The organism is Glutamicibacter halophytocola (assembly GCF_001302565.1).
In the GTDB taxonomy this organism is placed as follows: Bacteria; Actinomycetota; Actinomycetes; order Actinomycetales; family Micrococcaceae; genus Glutamicibacter; species Glutamicibacter halophytocola.
Genome location: NZ_CP012750.1, coordinates 3,217,569 through 3,235,992 on the forward strand (window position 1 = coordinate 3,217,569; position 18,424 = coordinate 3,235,992).

17 protein-coding genes are annotated in these 18,424 nt (G+C 60.6%); 5 read left to right on the forward strand and 12 right to left on the reverse strand.

The features are described from left to right. Nucleotides 1-14 precede the first annotated feature (14 nt). A complete protein-coding gene (locus tag AOZ07_RS14910) occupies nucleotides 15-1,130 on the reverse strand; it encodes a histidinol-phosphate transaminase (protein ID WP_060702698.1) in 1,116 nt (371 codons plus the stop codon). Nucleotides 1,131-1,211: 81 nt separating this feature from the next. On the opposite strand from AOZ07_RS14910, the gene AOZ07_RS14915 reads away from it, so the two are divergent. Beyond that, a complete protein-coding gene (locus AOZ07_RS14915) occupies nucleotides 1,212-1,598 on the forward strand; it encodes a phage holin family protein (RefSeq protein WP_060702699.1) in 387 nt (128 codons plus the stop codon). An 80-nt stretch (nucleotides 1,599-1,678) separates the two neighbouring features. Here the strand turns inward: AOZ07_RS14915 and AOZ07_RS14920 are convergent, their stop codons facing one another. Both AOZ07_RS14920 and AOZ07_RS14925 read right to left on the reverse strand, forming a co-directional pair. Beyond that, nucleotides 1,679-2,881 carry a class I SAM-dependent methyltransferase gene (locus AOZ07_RS14920; protein WP_194943688.1) on the reverse strand — a complete coding sequence of 401 codons (1,203 nt, stop codon included), beginning with the start codon at nucleotides 2,879-2,881 and terminating at the stop codon, nucleotides 1,679-1,681. Between the two features lie 155 nt (nucleotides 2,882-3,036). After that, nucleotides 3,037-3,309: a hypothetical protein gene (locus tag AOZ07_RS14925; RefSeq protein ID WP_171920247.1), complete on the reverse strand. Its 273-nt coding sequence runs from the start codon at nucleotides 3,307-3,309 to the stop codon at nucleotides 3,037-3,039. A gap of 139 nt (nucleotides 3,310-3,448) precedes the next feature. On the opposite strand from AOZ07_RS14925, the gene purB reads away from it, so the two are divergent. Next, entirely contained in the window at nucleotides 3,449-4,858 is a 1,410-nt protein-coding gene (gene purB / locus AOZ07_RS14930; RefSeq protein WP_060703501.1) for an adenylosuccinate lyase, read from the forward strand. Nucleotides 4,859-4,944: 86 nt separating this feature from the next. On the opposite strand, the gene AOZ07_RS14935 is transcribed toward purB, so the two are convergent. The 7 genes from AOZ07_RS14935 to AOZ07_RS14965 all read right to left on the reverse strand — a co-directional run bounded on the left by AOZ07_RS14935 (nucleotide 4,945) and on the right by AOZ07_RS14965 (nucleotide 9,872). After that, a complete protein-coding gene (locus AOZ07_RS14935) occupies nucleotides 4,945-5,565 on the reverse strand; it encodes a hypothetical protein (protein WP_060702702.1) in 621 nt (206 codons plus the stop codon). A 252-nt stretch (nucleotides 5,566-5,817) separates the two neighbouring features. Beyond that, entirely contained in the window at nucleotides 5,818-6,396 is a 579-nt protein-coding gene (locus tag AOZ07_RS14940) for a hypothetical protein (RefSeq protein WP_171920453.1), read from the reverse strand. Between the two features lie 38 nt (nucleotides 6,397-6,434). Then, nucleotides 6,435-7,052 carry a hypothetical protein gene (locus AOZ07_RS14945; RefSeq protein WP_171920454.1) on the reverse strand — a complete coding sequence of 206 codons (618 nt, stop codon included), beginning with the start codon at nucleotides 7,050-7,052 and terminating at the stop codon, nucleotides 6,435-6,437. After that, nucleotides 7,034-7,660, reverse strand: coding sequence for a hypothetical protein (locus AOZ07_RS14950; protein WP_194943689.1), 627 nt, complete (start codon nucleotides 7,658-7,660; stop codon nucleotides 7,034-7,036). Before AOZ07_RS14950 ends, AOZ07_RS14945 begins: the two co-directional genes overlap by 19 nt. Nucleotides 7,661-7,724: 64 nt before the next feature. Next, complete coding sequence (locus tag AOZ07_RS14955; RefSeq protein ID WP_060702706.1) at nucleotides 7,725-9,110, reverse strand: hypothetical protein; 1,386 nt, start codon at nucleotides 9,108-9,110, stop codon at nucleotides 7,725-7,727. Between the two features lie 19 nt (nucleotides 9,111-9,129). Further along, nucleotides 9,130-9,450 carry a hypothetical protein gene (locus tag AOZ07_RS14960; RefSeq protein WP_060702707.1) on the reverse strand — a complete coding sequence of 107 codons (321 nt, stop codon included), beginning with the start codon at nucleotides 9,448-9,450 and terminating at the stop codon, nucleotides 9,130-9,132. Nucleotides 9,451-9,584: 134 nt separating this feature from the next. Further along, on the reverse strand, nucleotides 9,585-9,872 hold the full coding sequence (locus tag AOZ07_RS14965) for a WXG100 family type VII secretion target (RefSeq protein WP_060702708.1): 288 nt from the start codon (nucleotides 9,870-9,872) through the stop codon (nucleotides 9,585-9,587). Nucleotides 9,873-10,018: 146 nt separating this feature from the next. Here AOZ07_RS14965 and AOZ07_RS14970 point away from each other — a divergent pair, with 146 nt between their 5' ends. Then, nucleotides 10,019-11,062, forward strand: coding sequence for an RDD family protein (locus tag AOZ07_RS14970; RefSeq protein ID WP_060702709.1), 1,044 nt, complete (start codon nucleotides 10,019-10,021; stop codon nucleotides 11,060-11,062). Further along, nucleotides 11,059-15,513: an FtsK/SpoIIIE domain-containing protein gene (locus tag AOZ07_RS14975; RefSeq protein WP_060702710.1), complete on the forward strand. Its 4,455-nt coding sequence runs from the start codon at nucleotides 11,059-11,061 to the stop codon at nucleotides 15,511-15,513. The genes AOZ07_RS14970 and AOZ07_RS14975 overlap by 4 nt, the downstream gene beginning before the upstream one ends. 72 nt (nucleotides 15,514-15,585) lie before the next feature. Here AOZ07_RS14975 and hxlA read toward each other — a convergent pair whose 3' ends face one another. Continuing rightward, entirely contained in the window at nucleotides 15,586-16,218 is a 633-nt protein-coding gene (hxlA, locus tag AOZ07_RS14980; protein ID WP_060702711.1) for a 3-hexulose-6-phosphate synthase, read from the reverse strand. A gap of 48 nt (nucleotides 16,219-16,266) precedes the next feature. After that, nucleotides 16,267-16,863 carry a 6-phospho-3-hexuloisomerase gene (hxlB, locus tag AOZ07_RS14985; RefSeq protein WP_060702712.1) on the reverse strand — a complete coding sequence of 199 codons (597 nt, stop codon included), beginning with the start codon at nucleotides 16,861-16,863 and terminating at the stop codon, nucleotides 16,267-16,269. A gap of 158 nt (nucleotides 16,864-17,021) precedes the next feature. Here hxlB and AOZ07_RS14990 point away from each other — a divergent pair, with 158 nt between their 5' ends. After that, complete coding sequence (locus AOZ07_RS14990; protein WP_335334223.1) at nucleotides 17,022-18,338, forward strand: helix-turn-helix transcriptional regulator; 1,317 nt, start codon at nucleotides 17,022-17,024, stop codon at nucleotides 18,336-18,338. Nucleotides 18,339-18,424 lie beyond the last annotated feature (86 nt).

Consider the following 18,424-nt stretch of genomic DNA (forward strand, 5'->3'; position numbering starts at 1 on the left):
GACAACAGCACCAATCAGCTATGCGCCAAGTACAGTGATTCCTTGCACAGCTCGATGAATCGATCGTTCGCTTCCACTTCACCAATCGATACCCGCACGCCTTCATTGGCAAAACCGCGCACCGAAAGCGCCACCGCATTCGCCCGCTCAACGAACTGGCCAGTATTCTCCCCCAAAGGCAGCCAGACGAAGTTCGCCTGGGTTGAAGGAATCTTCCAGCCCTGTTCCTTTAGCGCTGCCACCACGCGCTCACGCTCTTGAACCAAGGAATCAACGCGTTCGAGCACCCGGTCAATCTGCGACAGCGATGCGACCGCCGCGTCCTCGGCAACACTGGATACGGCAAAAGGCGTGGCCATCACACGAAGATTGTTGGTGATTTCCGTGTGGGCCACCGAGTACCCTACGCGGAGGTTCGCCAGGCCGTGAGCCTTGGAGAAGGTGCGGAGCAACACAACGTTCTCATGTTCGTTGTAGGTATGAAGTCCATCCACCGACTTCTCATCGCGCACAAACTCGATATACGCCTCGTCCAGGACCACCAGGACGTTTTTGGGTACTCGTGCCAAGAAGTCATCAACTTCGGCCTGAGTCAGGATGGGTCCGGTCGGGTTATTCGGCGTGCACAGCAAAATGATCGACGTGTTTTCGTTGACGGCGGCAATCATCGCTTCAAGATCGTGGCGTCCATCTTCCAGCAGCGGAATCTCCACGGGAAGCGCGCCAGCAGACTGAACGAGGATCGGGTAAGCCTCGAAAGATCTCCAGGCGTAGATCACCTCATCTTGGATGCCGTCTTCGTTCTGCCCTGCGAAGGTGCTCAGAATCTGGGTCAAGGCGCCGAGCGACCCGGCACCCGTGACAATATCCTCGGCGGGAACGTCCAGATACTCTGAAAGGGCCTCGCGCAACTTGGTCGACAACGGATCTGGATAGCGATTCAAGCTGCTTTGCTCAATCACTGCCTGTTGCACGGTATCCAGTGGGCCAAACGGGATCTCGTTCGATGACAATTTGAAGGCGGCCATGCCTTCTACAGATGCTGGCGGCTTACCCGCAGCGTATTTTGGCAAACGTGCAACGACGGGGCGTGGCTGCACCTGGTCCTGGGTCACCGGATTCTCAGTCATAGCTAAAGCGTATCCTCCATCTGGGGCCTGATTACATCCGATCCACATACCTGTCTCAGCTTTTTATGACAGAGTTAAAGCATGAGCTTCCTCATTCGAGTCATCATCAATGCTTTGGCCCTCGCGGCCGCTGTCTGGATCGTTCCCGGCCTGCAGATTCACGCTGTCGGTGACGGAGCAGTCAACACCGCAGTCGCGTATCTGGTTGTTGCAGTCATCTTTGGCCTGGTCAACGCCCTGGTCCGCCCCATCGTCAAGTTCTTCTCCTTGCCGATCACCTGCCTGACGCTGGGCTTGTTCACCATCGTGATCAACGCGCTGATGCTCCTGCTGACATCGTGGCTGACCAGCTTCACTCCCATCGAGCTGCTTATTGAAAATTTCTGGTGGGATGCCATTGCAGGCACCATCATCATTGCGATTGTCTCGGCGGTCCTGGGACTGTTCGTCAAGAGCGACAGGGACTAGCAACGGCGGTACGCCCCGTGAGCCAAAGGAGTGCGGTTTCCGTATCGGAAACCACACTCCTTTTTTGCGTTCGGAAAGGGTCAGTGAGGCGGAGCCATTGTCTTGAGCTTTTGCACCGTTTCTTGCTGGTCCCGCTTAGCCTTTGGACGCCGAACGCGTTCTATCTTGAATTTCCTGGCTTTCAATGGCGCCCGTGGCAGGTGAAACTGCCGGAGCTGCTCTTGGATTTCAGGTTTCGGCTTTTCATCCAATTCGCGCAGGTGATCGCCGTAGTTCTTGAGCTGATGCGGTGTGCCGAACAAAGAATGCTCCTCGAGCTGCGGCTTGATCGTCTCCTTCGGTCCATCAAAGATCGTCGTGAAATGGTTCCGGCCCCGATTCTTATTCGGTGTTCCATCGGTTCCAGGGACCATATCCCTCGAATCCTCGATCGACAGGCTGCGTACATGATCGGGAATGTCGATATTTCCAATCGGCGATCCCAGCGTGATCATCTTGTTCATCTTGTACTTGCGATTCAAGAATTTGTTCCTCATCAGTTGGGCCACGTGAATCCCGCCCTGCGAGTAGCCGGAAAGGATGATCTCATCTCCTTCCCTGGCGCCGCTGGCTTCGATGGCCTCATCGATGACTCCTACGTAGTTCTCCGATTCACGACCTAATCCGTCGACAATTCCCCACTCATCAAAGCCATTCTTGAATCCATCCCTTTCTTGAGTTCCTGGAAGGATCACCACATAGGTATTCTCGTCGGCCTCCACCACCATGAATTTCCCGTTTTCTTCGGGACCCTGGCCTTCGAGCATGCTGTGTAATTCGAAGTAGCTTTCCATCCCTCCGCTCACTTGCACTAGCTGCACAGGGTCTTGCTCCGTAATGACTATGTCGGTATCCCGGTGTGAACTGAAGTAGCGGATGAACTCGGCAAGTTCCTTGGTCTGGTGTTCAACCTGATCCCCAAAGCTCTTGTCCCACCCCAGCGCCAGGTCAGGGCGGCTGATCATCAGCAAACGCAGAATGGTCTCCATATGAACGGTGGGAGGACGCATATTGTTGTTCCGGATATCTTGAATGACCTCGCCAACTTTTTGCACGAAGGTAGAAGCAAGAATCTGGTGTTCTACCCGGTTCTCGGCGGACTCGTAATTCTGCCCGGCCTGCCCCATGGCCTCGGTCAGCTCTTGGCTCTCGATAGCCAAGGAACCTGCCTGCATCATTCCAACGCGCAGTTGCAGATCCAGCGCATCCAAGCTGGGGCTTCGCACCATCGTGCCGGCAGCCATGCCGACCGCGGCCAGTTCATTTTGGCATCTGGCCGCGATGCGCAGCGCGGCCAGAACTTGCTCGCGAACCCCAGCAAGTTCTCGAGTTACCTGCCGGCAGATTTCATGCGCTTGCGCGTAATCGAGCTGGTTGTAATTGACGTCATATCCCATGGTCAGGATGCCAATTTCTGCTGCAAGATCTGCAACTCCAGTTCTTGGATTTCCCGGGTTGCGGCACCCACATACGACTCGGCTTCCGCCAGCTCCCGGTTCAGCTGCTCCAACCAGGTGCTTAGCTCCAAGACCCGGTCATAAAAGGCCCGGCCCGCCGCAGATTTCCAAGTCAACGAACCAATGGAATCAAGCTGCGCAATGGCAAAACGGGTGGTTTTCTGGGCATCATCCAACTGAAAAGCCATCGAGTCCAATGTTGCTGAGAACATCATTTTCCTGCTCCTCGTCATTCGAATTCTGTTGCCCATCATGGCCGTGGAAGCCACGAATCAGAGCGGGAATGGCCCTCGATGTGGAAACCTGCATGAAGTAAAAGATGTGAAGGCGGGCAAGGAATGGAAGAATATGGGTATGGCTGAGATTGCGCGCACTTCCCTTGCTAATGAACCACTGGCACTGACTGCCCTCGACGGACGCTACCGCAGCGCCGTGGCACCGCTGGTTGACTACCTTTCCGAAGCGGCTTTGAACCGCGATCGCGTTCACGTTGAAGTTGAATGGCTGATCCACTTGACCGACAACTCCGTTCTTCCAGGCACCTCGCCGCTCTCCGATGAGCAGAAGGCTGCGCTGCGCAAGATCGTCACCGACTTCAATGCTGATTCCGTGAAGGAACTGGCAGAGATCGAAGCGGTGACCGTTCACGACGTGAAGGCAGTGGAGTACTACATCGCCAACCGCCTCGAAGCTATCGGCATTGGCAACCTCAAGCCGCTGGTCCACTTCGGCTGCACCTCCGAAGACATCAACAACCTCTCCTACGCTCTGGGCGTCCAGGGCGGCGTGACCAGCGTTTGGCTTCCAGCAGCCCGCGACCTTGTCGCACAGCTGGCCAAGATGGCTGAAGATTCCCGCGAAGTCCCGATGCTCTCGCGCACCCACGGCCAGCCAGCTACCCCAACCACCCTGGGCAAGGAACTGGCAGTGCTGGCATGGCGTCTGACCCGCCAGCTGGACCGCATCGAGAAGACCGAGTACCTGGGCAAGATCAACGGCGCTACCGGCACCTACGCAGCCCACTACGCTTCGGTTCCAAGCGCCGACTGGCAGCAGATTTCCAAGAGCTTCGTCGAGCATCTGGGCCTGACGTGGAATCCGCTGACCACCCAGATCGAATCCCACGACTGGCAGGCCGAGGTCTACGCAGACATCGCCCGCTTCAACCGCATCCTGCACAACCTGTGCACCGATGTCTGGAGCTACATCTCCATCGGCTACTTCGCACAGATCCCAGTGGCAGGCGCCACCGGTTCCTCGACCATGCCGCACAAGGTGAACCCGATCCGCTTCGAGAACGCGGAAGCCAACCTGGAGATCTCCAACGGCCTGCTCGACACCCTGGGATCCACCCTGGTGACCAGCCGCTGGCAGCGCGATTTGACCGATTCCTCTTCGCAGCGCAACATCGGCACCGCCATCGGCCACTCGGTGCTGGCGATCTCCAACGTTGCCAAGGGCCTGGACCGCCTGTCCGTGGCCGAGGCAGTGCTGGCTGACGACCTGGACCACAACTGGGAGGTCCTCGCCGAGGCCATCCAGATGGTCATGCGCGCCGAGGCCATTGCCGGCGTCGAAGGCATGGACAACCCCTACGAGCGCCTGAAGGACCTGACCCGCGGTCACCGCGTGGACGCAGCTCGCCTGAAGGAATTCGTCGGCGAGCTCGGATTGTCCGCTGAAGCCGAGCAGCGCCTGCAGTCGCTGACCCCGGGCACCTACAACGGCATTGCTTCCCAGCTGGTTGACCACCTGAAGAAGTAGCCTCACGCCATGGGAAAAGCCCGGCGCATCTTGGAGGTCTCCAAGATGCACCGGGCTTTTCCCATGCACCGCGTGTCAGGCAGCTATCACGTTTGCATCCACTTCGTCTTGTGTTCCACGGCGATGCCATGGAGCGGGAATTGGCCCATGGCCATTTTGAAGTACTTCGAATAGTCCGCCTCGGGGTATCGCACCAAAGCGATCTTGACCTTATGACCGCCATCTGCGGTTTGCCGTCCGGGCAGGCCTGCGTCGCCCGCGACTTTCAGCAGCAGCGAACGATGAAGCTGGGACGGGTCCCACAGGAGCTTGACCTTCGCCTCATTTTTATACCGGATGCTGGTGACTGATTCGATGGACTCCCACGGGATCCGCCGTTCTCCGCGCACCACAATTCCGGATTTCTCGACGATCATGTCGATAGCTTCAGCTCCAGTGCGCTTGAGGCCGGCCAAGGCAGTCGCCGTGCCGATAGCTCCAAAGATCAGTAGCGCTCCGCCGAGTGCGGCTGGAATACCTTGCAGGCCGATTTGAGCTCGGCGGGAGGAGGATTCGGGGAGGTCGTTGCTGATCAGGTAGTAACCGAGGTAGGCAAGTACAGCTCCGATAGCCAGAAGGACCAGGCTTTTCCGCAGCCTCGGCAGGTGGTGGGACGGTTGTGTCACGAACCCAATGGACAAGTGCGGATCAGGATTTGGCTTGCTCATCTAATTTCTCTCAGCCCTCGCCGCCGGCAAAGACAACAGGCTCAAATAGTGCATCGCGGTTTCTTGCGTGATGGCCAAACCCGTCCCATTAGCACTGTAGGCTCCCGGCAGGAACGCTAGTCCGAGGTTTCTCCCAACTATTCGAATGACCCGAGACTATGAGTTGCATGAATGATGCCCTGCATGTTACACCGTAGCTCCATGGGCTTCCGTTCAGCCAGGAGCTTGTCTAAAGAGCGGCGAACGCGGGATTTAGAACTGCGTCGGCTGTGCCTTGAATGCGAGGGGTATGCCGCGTCTTTCGAATTGGTCCAGCATCTCCTCGTAGAGGGTTCGATACTCGACGGCAGGGTAATGGCGAAGCGAAACCCGAACACATGGGTTTCCATCCTTGGACTTTTCTACTGGCCCGTCTAATGGTTCGTTAACGTAAATGTCCAACGACCGGTTCAGATCAGCTCGATCCCAGAGGACCTGGACCTTCGCATTATTGACATGCTCGATTCCGGTCACCGAGGTAACCGAATCCCAACTGATTTTGTGGCCGCCACGAACCGTTATGCCGCTGGCTTTGACTTTCAGGTCGATCGCTTCGTTGCCCTTGCGCGCCACTCCTTTTAAAGCGGTGACAAGTCCGACGACGCCGAAAATGACGAGTATGGCGCCGACTACTGTAGGAATTCCTTGCAAAATAATCTGGGCTAGGTAGCTTGATGTCGATGGCAAGTCATTCGCGATCAGATAGATCCCCAGGAAACAAAGGATCGCCCCCAGCAGCAACAGGCTAAACGACTTGTCAATCCGGGGATATAGATGCAGGGAGGAAGTCACAAACTCTTTGTGTTTAGGGAGCCTGTCTCTGGCAGTATTCAATTCTCATCCATTTCGCTATCGAGTTCATCGTCGACGAAGGTAACGGCTTCGAAAAAGTCAATCATCGGGTCCATCATGAAACCTAATGTGGACAGTTCCGCATCGTAAGCTTCAAGCAGGAAAAGCAGTCCGTGCGAACGAGCGGCAGTCCTCACATGTCCTACAGCGGGCATAACCGCAGAGCCATCGTCTTCTGACGGCACTTCCATCGCTATGACCGCCGTCAACTGGAGAATCTGGCCAACCGAATCCGATTGGTATTCGCTGCTTTGAATAGGTGTTGCTGACTCATAGCCCGGCATCGCCAGTTCCGCCAAGCTCTTTTCAGGGTCGTCGTCCAACACCATCAGGTGAGCTGTGCCCATTGCGTGTCCGTCTTCAGGCGAATACCAAAGCGTATGTTCGGCTTCTGCTACCTGGTTATTCGCCACATCCAAGGCCATTTGCTGATAAACCTGCCGCAGATCAGGGTCTTCCGGGATGGCTATTTCCGCGAGGTCTTGCGCCCATTGTTCCGCGGTGTCCCAACTATCTTCGGGAAACGAGCGGGGTACTGGAATCCATAATTCCAGGTCCGGTTCAATCTCATATGTCGTCATTGCATTGGCACCCACTTGAAAGTTCCCAGTATTGACAAGCCTAGCGACCTTAATCCTTCGGCAAATTCATCGCCATTCTCCGCATCAACGTGGAGGTATGAATAGAGCATCCACAGTCCGGCTTTTGGATCCGGATCGATGCTCCCATCGGGCAGAGGACGTGGAACAACCAAATTCAAGCCATTGTTCTTGAGCTCTGGCGCATCGACGGAACGCTCCGCAGAAGACCATAGATACCAGTCTGCTCCGTCAGCATCCTCGATTTCGATCTGGTTGCTGCCTGCGGCCTTTCGCACAGCATCCAGCAAAGTACCGTTGGAGCCCACCTTAAGCGGGGTCATGATCACGGAAGCAGGCATTGCCCCCGTGGCGAGTTTCTCGACCGGCATTGCGAAGCCTAGTGATCCGCGGCGGCGCAAGTACTCGAACATCTGGTGCATTTGCTTTCGAAGCATCAATACCAGGTCTGCGCGCCCAAGGGCTTTAGGCTCGGCCGTCACCAGCTTTGTCAATGCCTGTTCGTGTTCCACACTGGTATTGAATTCACGCCAGCCTGCCGGATACAGCAGGCTGTATCCAATGCCCCGGGGACGCGACATCGATGGTGATTCTGTTGCGCTCATCGTTTCTCCCGCAGTATCAAAATATGGCTCGAATGTTCACTTTACGGATTGCCCTCCGCTGAAGCTACTTCTCGCGAGTCAGGTCCCAGATGCCAGGAGGCGCGGTTACCACGACGCTTCCGCGATCTTCCCATTTCCCATGCTTCACAATCTTTTCCGCCCAAATCTTGGCCTGGGGGCCCATGTCGTCTGGGTGCTTCAGAATGTACTCAGCCATCGCCCGGTGCTTTGTTGCACCGCCCTCCGAGACATACTTCACGTACGTCTTCCAGTCGCCTTTGAACTCTTTTTTGAATCCATCCATGTATCCCTTGGTCTTCCCGGATACAGTCTGTTGGTAGTTCTTCTCGATCTTGCGGTTACTGCGCCGGATCTTTGACTTTGTATAACGGTTCCCGCGAATTGTCGTTTTCTTCGGGCGCTTGGTCGCCTTTTTGATGGAGGACCTGACAATGCCTCGCCCAGTACTGGAACGCGTCTTGGTGAAGGCCTTGAAAATGCTCCGCGGCCCAGCCTTGGCTCCCAACTTGATCCCATTTGGGAAGGCCTTGCTGAAACCGGATATGGCCTTTCCGGCAAGGCGTCCGAAGGGGATGATTCCGACGACCGCAATTAGCAGGCTGGTCCAATCCCCGTCGCCTTGGACCATTTTGATGACTTCGATGGCCAGCACGGCTACCGCTGCGATCACCGCTATAGCCGAAGCAATCGGTCCCCACACCGGAGAGGTAATGAATAACGCTGCGATGCCCACACCTACGGCAACCCAGCCGAGGATCGTACCTAGCGTGGAGAGGAATTTATCATCGTTGTCCGCTGCTTTGAAGGCATCCTCGATTTCGCCCACAGCCTCGTCGTAGGCATCTTCCCAATACGAAACCCGCCCATCGAATTTGCCCCAAAGTTTGCGCAGTTCGTCTTCGGCTTCTTCGCGAGCGTTTGTGGCGTTCGTCAGGTCGCTCTTGGCTTCCGCTTTTTCCTCGTCGGTCCCTTCGCTGAAGCCAAGAAACCCGTCAGCATCGTCCACCGCTCCCTTGGCAGTGTCTTCCTCGTTTTTCTTGGTTTGCACGGTTTGATGTGCATCCTCGATATCCGTGATCAGCCCGCTGAGCGTCGTGTATGAATCCACTCCGCCCTCAGCGGTGCACATCTGGAGCGCACCTTGGACGCGGTCCAATGCATACGAATACTTCTTCAGGGCCTGGCCGGTACCGTCATATCTGATGGCCGCCTTGCGCAATTCGGGAAACACGTCTCCGGCATTCTCGCGCAGCTTGGCGATGGCGTCAGACTTCAGATCCGATGTTCCGTTGCTGATGTCTTCCAGCCTGTTCGCAGTGCGTTCCATCTCTTCGCCCGAAGTGATCAAGTCGTTGGCGCTCCGGAGCAGGTCGTCGGGACTACCAGCGATGAGCTGCAGGGGTGTGCCCTTTGGCGATTCCAAGGTCATATCGTCAACTCTCTGTCTACTAGGCTTCTTTGGGAGCGTCGGAGGCGCGTGAATTCAAGAAGGCCTTTTTAGTTTCCACGTCCCACTCTTCGAATCCGTCCTTGATGTCCTTCAAGCCGGTATGCACTCCGTCAAGATTCTTGATGAGGTCACCTCGAGTATTGTTCCAGTTGTCCTCGAAATCCTTGACTCTGTCTTTCAGATCGCCCTTGCCCATGGGGTCTCCAACGGAGTCGGCCATTCCCTTGGCAAAGTCAGAAGCATTCTCGAAATCTTTAATGCTATTGCCCAGCTCAGTGACGATTTCTTCCAGACGAGCCAAATAGATCTCTTCGGCCATGGTTCAAACGACTCCTTAGGTATCCTGCGAAAAGGCTGCAGGTCAGTTCAGTGTTCAAAGATCACTCGGTGCAAGAAAAATGTGGCCGCCCGCAACATTCAAAGGCGGCCACATTAGCCCGAAAGCAAATGGGACTACTGTCCGGCCATTCCGCGGTCAGTGTCCTGGATCTGTGACATCATGTCGCGCAGTGCCGTCGCCATGTCGTTGATGCCTTCGAAAGCCTTCTTCAGGCCCTGGTCCAATTCCTTGTAGCCCTCGCCGAACTGGCCCGAAGCGTGCTCGGTGGTGAAATCCTCGCCCAGCAGCTTGTCGATGCCGGAGTGCAGCTGGTCCAGAATGCCGTCCAGGTCATCGCGGCCGGTATCCAGCTTCGACGCCATGGCTTCCATTTCACCGTAATTGGCCTTGAAATCAGTCATAACTATTCTCCTCAAGAATTCAGCAAGCCCGTTGTTCGGACCGCAATGGCAGGTAACGGAATCTACGCTAATGTGGCAAATGGCTTTAATACAATGGGGAGAAGTCCCCGTGGCGGACCAATATCCCATTGAAGTAGAAAGATCCTATGGACGTCGTCGCAGCAACCCTCGCCAAATCCCGCATACTCGGAATGCGGCCGGCCGATGCTCGCTTGCGCATCTGGTCCTACCTGATTGACTACGCCGTGGCGTTGGCCGCGTTGCTGCCTGCAGGCATCGGCTTGGTGATCTTCCTGGTCAGCGGCGCCTTCTCAACGGTTCCTCTGGTACTGAGCGCAGTCAGCGCCCTGCTCATGCTGGTTTATGCAATCGTGCTGATCTCGATGAACAGCCGCAAGGGCAGTTCCCCGGGCAAATCCGCCATGCGCCTGCGCTCGGCGCACCTGGGCACGTTCCAGGCCCCTGGATTCGCCCGCGTACTGGTCGCCGGCCTGGTCTTCCTGCTCAGCCATCTGCTCCCGGTCATCGGCCCGGCATTGCTGCTGCTCTCCTGCCTGTTCGACAAGGAGCACGGCCGCAGCTGGCTGGACAAGATCGCCCAAACCTTCGTGGTGGATGTCCGCAATGGGCTGGACCCCACCAATCCGCGGGCGCTGGCCCGGGCAGAGTATCTGCTCGCCCGGCCCGAACGCGATGTCTCCGAGCATCTGCCCTCGCTGGGCACGGTGGATGGCGGGGCCGAGCTGGACGAGCTTTCGCTGCCCTCCCGCCCAAGGTCCACTGCGGGCATCATCGGCGCGCAGAACAGCGATTGGCATGCGGCGCCGGAGAATTTCGGCGGAGTCATCCGGCGCGCGGCCTTCGCATTCGATGACGGCTCATATATCCCGGTGCCCGAATCCGGGCTCATCGGCCGGGCTCCGCAAGCCCAGGGCAGTGCCGGCAACGAGCTGCTGATCGCGTTGAAGGATCCCCAGCGCCTGTTGTCCAAAACCCATCTGGCCTTCGGCTGCGACGGGATGAGCGTGTGGGTCATGGATCTGGACTCCGGCAACGGAACCCAGATCACCGTGGCTTCCGGCGCTCCCTATAACATCTCGTCCCGGACCCGGGTGAACCTCAACGACGGCGACATCGTCCACGTTGGCAGCCGATCCTTCCGCATCACTTTCCAGGAGACCGACCAGTGAAAATCAAGGCCACGCTCAGGCGCCAGGACCACAGCACCGTCGATATCGTGATGACCTGCGATGCCACCGCCACGGTGGGCGACGCGGCGCGGGCCCTGGCTGGCGGACAGTCCCCGGAGCGCCCCACCTTGCTGGCAACGGCCGCCGGCACGGCGCCGGTGCAGCTGGACCCGCAGACCCTGCTGGCCGAGGCCGAGCTCGGCTCCGGGTTCGCCATCGAGGTCGTGCCGACCACCGATGCCTTCGTTTCGGGCGGTTCGGCCGCCGCGGTGCTGCGCATCGCCAACGGGCCGGATGCCGGCATGGCGTTTGCGCTGCCCGCGGGCACCTCAACGGTGGGGCGCTCGGAAAAATCCACCGTCGTGCTCAACGACCGGCTGGTCTCCACCAAGCATGCCCGCATCGAGGTGGGAAGCAAGATCGAGCTCGTGGACCTGAACTCCGCCAACGGCATCCTGGTCGATGGCGGGCTGGTGCAGCGGGTGGCCGTGATCCCCGGGCAGCTCATTACCCTCGGCGCCACCGATGTCTACTTCGAGCTGCTGCCCCGGCATACCACCGGGCAGTCCCCGGTGCACGAAAAGGGCGGCTCGATCATCTTCAACCGCTCCCCCCGCGTGGAAATCCGCCATCCGGGCCAGGAGCTGCCCCGCCCCGCGATTCCGCAGGAAGCCACCCCCAAGCTCTTCCCCTGGCCGATGATCTTCGCCCCGATGATCATGGGCCTGACCATCTTCTCGCTGACCCAGCGCGTGCTCTCGCTGATCGTGGTCCTGATTTCCCCGCTGATGATGCTGGGCAACCTGATCGGCCAGCGCACCCAGAACAACAACAAGCTGCGGCTGGAAATCGAGACCTTCGAGCGGCAATTCGAGCAGCTCGAAGATGCCCTGCAGGACGGGGAGGAAGCCGAGCGGGCGCACCGGCGCAGCGAGGCCCCGGCCACCGCCACGGTGTTCGAGCAGGCCGAGTCGCTCGGCCCGCTGCTGTGGACCCGGCGCCCCGAGCATTGGAATTACCTCTCGCTGAGATTGGGCTCCGGCTCCGCGCGCAGCCGCACCACCGTCGCCGAGCTCTCCGACCGGTCCGGGCTGCAAGATTATGTGGAACGGGTGGAGCAGCTCACCGAGAAATACCGGATGATCGACGATGTCCCGATCATCGAGCTGCTGCCCGCCGCCGGGGCCATCGGCATCGCCGGGCCGCGCATCGAGGCCGCCGACGCCCTGCGCGCGCTGGCCGTGCAGCTCTTCGGCCTGCATGCGCCCAACGACCTGTGCACCGCGGCGATCATCGACCCGGCCTGGACCGAGGACCTGGAATGGTTCAAGTGGCTGCCGCACACCACCGGCCCGCGCTCCCCGCTGGCCAATATCGCCATGGCCGACACCCAGCCCTCGGGCACGGTGCTGCTCAACGCACTCGAAGAGCTGATCGCCCGGCGCAACGACCCGTCCTCCTACCGCTTGGGCCCGCTGGCCACCAATGATTCCTCCATGGAAATGGGCAAGGAGGTCGGCGAACAGAATTCCAAGATTCCGCCAGCCAAGGACCTCTCGCTGGTGCTCTTTGTCAGCAATGACGCCCCGGTGGACCGCGCCCGGCTCTCGCAGATTATCGAGCGCGGCCCGGCCGTGGGCATCTACACGATCTTCGTGGCCCCCACCGTCGAGTCCCTGCCCGCGGCCTGCCGCACATTCCTCGATGTCACCGATGGATTGGACGCTGCACGGGTCGGGTGGGTCCGGGCCGGCGAGGAAGCGAGAAGGGTCACCGTGGAAGGAGTCTCGCGCGAGCATGCCGAGCACTTCGCCCGCCGGCTGGCTCCGGTGGTGGACTCCAGCTCGCTGATCCCCGACTCCTCGGATATCCCCGACTCGGTGTCGCTGCTGCGGGTTCTGGGCACCGAGCTGGCCGAGTCCCCCGAGGCGGTGCTCGAGCGCTGGAAGCAGAACAATTCGGTGATCGACCGCGCCGCCACCGGTTCCAGGCCGCGGCTCAAGCGCGCCGGCACGCTGCGCGCCTACATCGGCCAGGGCACACCGGATGCGATGAGCCTGGACCTGCGCACCCAGGGGCCGCACGCGCTGGTGGGCGGAACCACCGGCTCGGGCAAGTCCGAATTCCTGCAGGCCTGGGTGCTGGCCATGGCCGCCGAGTACAGCCCGGACCGGGTCACCTTCCTGTTCGTGGACTACAAGGGCGGTTCGGCCTTCGCCGACTGCGTGGAGCTGCCGCACTGCGTCGGGCTGGTCACCGACCTCTCCCCGCACCTGGTCCGCCGCGCGCTGATGAGCCTGCGTGCCGAGCTGCACCACCGCGAGAAGCTCTTCCACCGCAAGAAGGCCAAGGACCTGCTGGAGCTGGAAAAGCGCCAGGACCCGGAAACCCCGCCGGCCCTGGTGCTGGTGGTGGACGAGTTCGCCGCCCTGGCCGGCGAGGTGCCCGAGTTCGTGGACGGCGTGGTGGACATCGCCCAGCGCGGCCGTTCCCTGGGCATCCACCTGATCCTGGCCACCCAGCGCCCGGCCGGTGTCATCAAGGACAACCTGCGCGCCAATACCAACCTGCGCGTGGCCCTGCGCATGGCCGACGCCGCGGACTCCAACGACGTGGTGGAGGACCCGATCGCCGCGGGCTTCGACCCCTCGCTGCCCGGGCGCGGCATCGCCAAGACCGGTCCCGGCCGGCTGGTGCCCTTCCAGTCCGGCTATGCCGGCGGCTGGACCACCGATGAGCCCGAGGCCGCCGAGGTGCGCGTTGAAGACCTGCGCTTTGGTGGCGCCCGCGTCTGGGAGCAGCCCGAATCCGCCAGCGAGCATATCGAGGAGAACAGCGGGCCGAACGACCAAAAGCGCCTGGTTTCCAGCTTCATCGCCGCCTCCCATGGCGCCGGCATTCCGGCCCCGCGCCGGCCTTGGCTCGATGACCTGGCGGCCACCGTGGACCTGCGCGAGCTGGCCCCGGACTCGGACAGCAAGATCCCGCTGGCCCTGGCCGACATCCCCGAGCACCAGGCCCAGCAGACCGCCTGGTTCGAACCGGATACCGACGGCCACCTGCTGATCTACGGCACCTCCGGCGCCGGCAAGTCCGCGGCTCTGCGCAGCATCGCGCTCGCGGCCGGTGCCAACCCATCGGCCGGCACCGCCGCGGTGTACGCCTTGGAATTCGGCACCAGCTCGCTGCGCTCGCTGGATCCGCTGCCGCAGGTCGGCGCGGTGATCGGCGGCGATGACGTGGAGCGCATCCAGCGCGTCTTCCGCATCCTCTCCGAGCACCTCGATGAGCGCTCCGCCCGCTATGCGGCTGCGAACGCCGCGAACTTGAGCGAATACCGCCAGGTCACCGGCAACATCTCCGAGCCGCGCATCTTCCTGCTGATCGATGGCTTCGGCCAGTTCCGCAGCGACTGGGAACTGGGCCACGGCCGCGGCGAGTTCTACCAGGTGTTCATGCGGATCGTGGGCGAAGGCCGCCCGCTGGGCGTGCACGTGGTCACCACCGCCGACCGCTTCGGCGCCGTGCCCACCGCGATCAGCGCGAACATCACCCAGCGCGTGGTGCTGCGCATGGCCGACGAGCAGGCCTACAACGTGCTGGGGGTGGCCAAGGATGTGCTCAGCGAACGCAGCGTCCCGGGACGCGCCATCGTCAAGGGCCACGAGGCGCAGATCGCGGTGCTCGGCGGCACCGCCAACGTGGCCGAGCAAACGGCTTTGACCACCAGCTGGGCGCAGGAGTTGCGCGCTTCCGGGGCCCCGCAGGCCGCCGGCGTCGAAGCCCTGCCCCAGGAGTTTTCCGCCGAACTGCTTCCGGACTCGTTCCAGGGGCAACCGGTCATCGGCCTCTCGGATGCGACACTGGGCCCGTGCGGTTTCGAGCCGATCGGATCCTTTGTCATCGCCGGCCCTCCGCAGAGCGGCAAGACCACCGCGCTGCGCGCCATGGTCACCGCCCTGGAGCGGGCCAACCCGGCCACCCAGTTCTTCCACATCGGCGGGCGTCGCGCCGAGCTGCGCACCTGGCGGATGTGGAACGGCACGGCTTCGGGCCCGGCGGAAGCCCGCCAGTTCGCCAAGGACATGGTGGACATGGTCGCCGATGAGTCCATGCCCGGCAAGATGGTCTTTGTGATCGAGAACTTCAGCGAGTTCGGCGACTCGGATGCCGAGCGTCCGCTCAAGGAGCTGCTCAAGGCCATCAACCGCTCCGACCATTTCCTGGTGGCCGACGGCGACATCAACCAGTTCTCCTCCAGCTTCGGCTTGCTCGGCGAGCTGAAGTCCAGCCGGCACGGCATCGCGCTCAAGCCCGACGCCTACGACGGGGACTCGCTGTTCAAGGTGCCCTTCCCGCGGGTCAAGCGCCACGAATTCCCGCCGGGCCGAGGCTTCATGGTCCAAAACGGCCAGCGGACGCTGGTCCATCTGCCACTCGTGGAGCAGTAGGCCAGCGGCCCGGGCGCAAAGAAAGGTGGATTCGCAACCATGCGAATCCACCTTTGTTTTGGCAAATGCCCCTTATGCGGCTTGGACCAAGGCTTCGCGCAGTTCGCGCGCTGCGAAAGCTGGATCCGCGGCACTGTAAATGGCTCCGCCAGCTACCGCCACTTGAGCTCCAGCTTTTTGGACATCGCCAATCGTCTTGATACTGACCCCGCCAGCCACAGAGAACGGGACTTCGGCAACGATTCCGGCGTTGAGCAGGCCGTTAAGGTCGTAGCCAGGCTGCGCCTGCTCATCGAGCCCAGCGTGGAACTCCACGAATTGCGCCCCCAGGGCAATGACTTCCCTGGCCCGCTTGGCCTTGTCCGGGATGCCGATCAGGTCGACAACAATTCCCTTGTTGCGTTCCTTCGCTGCTTTCACCGCACCTGCCACGGTGGAGTCATCTGCACTGCCCAGCACGGAGACCAAGTCGGCTCCGGCAGCGAAGGCAATGTCGGCTTCCAGCTCGCCGGCGTCCATGGTCTTCATATCGGCAAAGACGATCTTGTCCGGGTGGGCGCTCTTGATCGCGGCGATTGCCGAGAGGCCCTCGGCCTTGATCAGCGGCGTCCCCAGCTCGATGATATCGACGTAGGGTGCAACCTTGGCAGCCAGCTCCAAGGCGTCCTGCGTGGTCAGCAAATCGATGGCAACTTGAATCTTCATAGCTCTCTTCTTTCTCTCTAGATTCCCGTCCTGATTGGCCAGGGCGGCTTATTCCAAATTTGCGTGTCTCGTCCAAAGTTCTTCCGCCGCACAATCCGTGTTCTTCCAGAGGATGTGGAAGATGGTTTCGGTGAGGACAAATAGCGACTGCTCGAACAAGCTGCCCGAATACTGCTGGGACAGCGAAGACCCGTGATCTGTTTTCCGCACGGCCGGAACCAGCACGGTCGCCGTAGCCAGGTTCGCCAGTGGCGACGTGCCGTCGGTGGTCACAGCCAGGATCTGGGCGCCGATGCTTGCTGCCTTTTCGGCGCTCTTCACCACGCCGGAGGTGGTTCCCGAACCCGAGGCAACTACCAGGAGGTCATCCGCCCCGATCGCCGGGGTGGTGGTCTCTCCCACCACATGCACTCTCAGCCCCAGATGCATCAAGCGCATGGCAGCCATGCGCAGCACAAGTCCGCTGCGGCCAGCTCCGGTGAGGAAAACCCGCGGTGCCCCGCCGATCATCCGCGCTGCCTGGGCAGCTTGGGATGCTTCCACGGTCCGCGCACTGGCGGCAAGTTCAGCGAGAATAACATCCCTGGCGGAAAGCACGGACTCGTCCGCCACTGTTGTCGCTGATACGGCCGGCGCTGCGCTCATGCTTTTCCCTTCGCTGGTTGCTGCGGGCTTGCTGAGCTCGCACGGGTGAATACCTTCAATCCTCGCGAATCCTCCGGGTAGGTAATACACCGTCTTCTAGCAGTTTTTCCTACCCGAAAGGGTGGGCCGGTGGCCGGCACCTGGATTAGAATCTCCCCATGGCAATGACGCACACCACCACTTCTGCCGGGCCAGGCGATCGGCTCGCACCATGGGATCTGCTGGAGAAAGTTTCGTTGCTGGCCACGTCCCCGCTGCTGGAAATTGCGCCGCGGCTGCAGTCAGCGTTGTTGCCGGCCATCCGTTGTTCAGCCCTGCTGATTTTCACCGAGGATTGCACGGGCAGGCCGCAAAAGAAGGCCGGGGATGAGTCGATCACGTCAAAAGCGAGCGTTGAGGAATTGGAGCGCATACGGCGTTCCCATCCCGAACAGGTGCGCTGGCGCGCCACGGATCTGATCGCTGGCTCGCAGCGCGAAATACTTGTTCTGCGCTACCTGCCAAGCAATGCGCTTCTTGTTCTGGTGGACCCTGCCTTCGGCGAAGCACCCGTCAACCATGCCGATTCACGGGATCTGCTTGACTATTTGTGGGACCTGACGGCCGCTCGAATCCGGGAAAAAGTTGCTGATGCGCCGCCGTCCTACCTGCGCGAATCCAGAGCGGTATCTGCCGAGCGCACGCGGGTCACCACCGAGCTGGTGGATCAATTCTCTGCGAGCCTGGACGCACTGCTGGCTACCCTGCGCAGCGGGCAAATCGCCGATGCCCCCGCGCGCCAGAAGGCCACCGAGTGGGCAGCGAACACCCTCGTGGGCTTGCGCACGCTCGATGACCGTACCAATGGACTGGTTGAAGAACCGGTAGGCACCGCATTCAGCCGCTTGCGCGATGATTTGCGCCCCCTGAGCGAGGCAGGGGAGGTGGAATTGCAGTTCATCGAGCCGCCTGCCGATGGGCGGGCTTTGCCGGGCGAGGTTGCCCACGCGGCGCGCTCGATCATCCGCGGGCTGGCCATGGCCATGATGGAGCAGCCGCAGATCCAGAGGATTCGCACGCAGTGGGATTGCGACGGGAAAAACCTGTTGATCAATGTCCGCGATGACGGCTTCGGCACGCTGGATCACCAGGCGCCGGTCGTCCAAAGGCTCCAGCGCCAAGTGCAGGCGCTGAAGGGGACGCTGAACCTGTCGGCCATCGCGGGGTGGGGCACCGAAGTTGCGGTAGCGCTCCCGCTAGATGCGCCGCGAAGCTCCGCGGTTGATGTTGCCCACTGGAAATTGGCCACCCGCGAATTCGAGGTATTGAAGCTTCTGGCTTCCGGGCAGGGCAACCGCGCCATCGCAGCAGAGCTGCGAATCAGCGAAAATACGGTGAAGTTCCACATCCGGAACTTGTTCAAGAAGCTGGATGTCCACTCCCGCGCCGAAGCGGCCGCGCTGGCTCATAGCCGCGGCCTGATGGACGCCTCCTGAGGTTGGCCCAGCACGCCGTGCTCCAACCTGGCTCATTTCCAGTTGGCTGGAGCCGGCGCCCGGTACCGGCTGCCGGGTCATTCCAT

Excerpts from the sequence above, each read along its gene's own strand:
- AOZ07_RS14910 (WP_060702698.1), bottom strand. The coding sequence starts at position 1,130 with ATGACTGAGAATCCGGTGACCCAGGACCAGGTGCAGCCACGCCCCGTC.
- AOZ07_RS14915 (WP_060702699.1), top strand. The coding sequence starts at position 1,212 with ATGAGCTTCCTCATTCGAGTCATCATCAATGCTTTGGCCCTCGCGGCC.
- AOZ07_RS14920 (WP_194943688.1), bottom strand. The coding sequence starts at position 2,881 with ATGGCTGCCGGCACGATGGTGCGAAGCCCCAGCTTGGATGCGCTGGAT.
- AOZ07_RS14925 (WP_171920247.1), bottom strand. The coding sequence starts at position 3,309 with ATGATGTTCTCAGCAACATTGGACTCGATGGCTTTTCAGTTGGATGAT.
- purB (WP_060703501.1), top strand. The coding sequence starts at position 3,449 with ATGGCTGAGATTGCGCGCACTTCCCTTGCTAATGAACCACTGGCACTG.
- AOZ07_RS14935 (WP_060702702.1), bottom strand. The coding sequence starts at position 5,565 with ATGAGCAAGCCAAATCCTGATCCGCACTTGTCCATTGGGTTCGTGACA.
- AOZ07_RS14950 (WP_194943689.1), bottom strand. The coding sequence starts at position 7,660 with ATGAGCGCAACAGAATCACCATCGATGTCGCGTCCCCGGGGCATTGGA.
- AOZ07_RS14955 (WP_060702706.1), bottom strand. The coding sequence starts at position 9,110 with ATGACCTTGGAATCGCCAAAGGGCACACCCCTGCAGCTCATCGCTGGT.
- AOZ07_RS14960 (WP_060702707.1), bottom strand. The coding sequence starts at position 9,450 with ATGGCCGAAGAGATCTATTTGGCTCGTCTGGAAGAAATCGTCACTGAG.
- AOZ07_RS14965 (WP_060702708.1), bottom strand. The coding sequence starts at position 9,872 with ATGACTGATTTCAAGGCCAATTACGGTGAAATGGAAGCCATGGCGTCG.
- AOZ07_RS14970 (WP_060702709.1), top strand. The coding sequence starts at position 10,019 with ATGGACGTCGTCGCAGCAACCCTCGCCAAATCCCGCATACTCGGAATG.
- hxlA (WP_060702711.1), bottom strand. The coding sequence starts at position 16,218 with ATGAAGATTCAAGTTGCCATCGATTTGCTGACCACGCAGGACGCCTTG.
- hxlB (WP_060702712.1), bottom strand. The coding sequence starts at position 16,863 with ATGAGCGCAGCGCCGGCCGTATCAGCGACAACAGTGGCGGACGAGTCC.
- AOZ07_RS14990 (WP_335334223.1), top strand. The coding sequence starts at position 17,022 with ATGGCAATGACGCACACCACCACTTCTGCCGGGCCAGGCGATCGGCTC.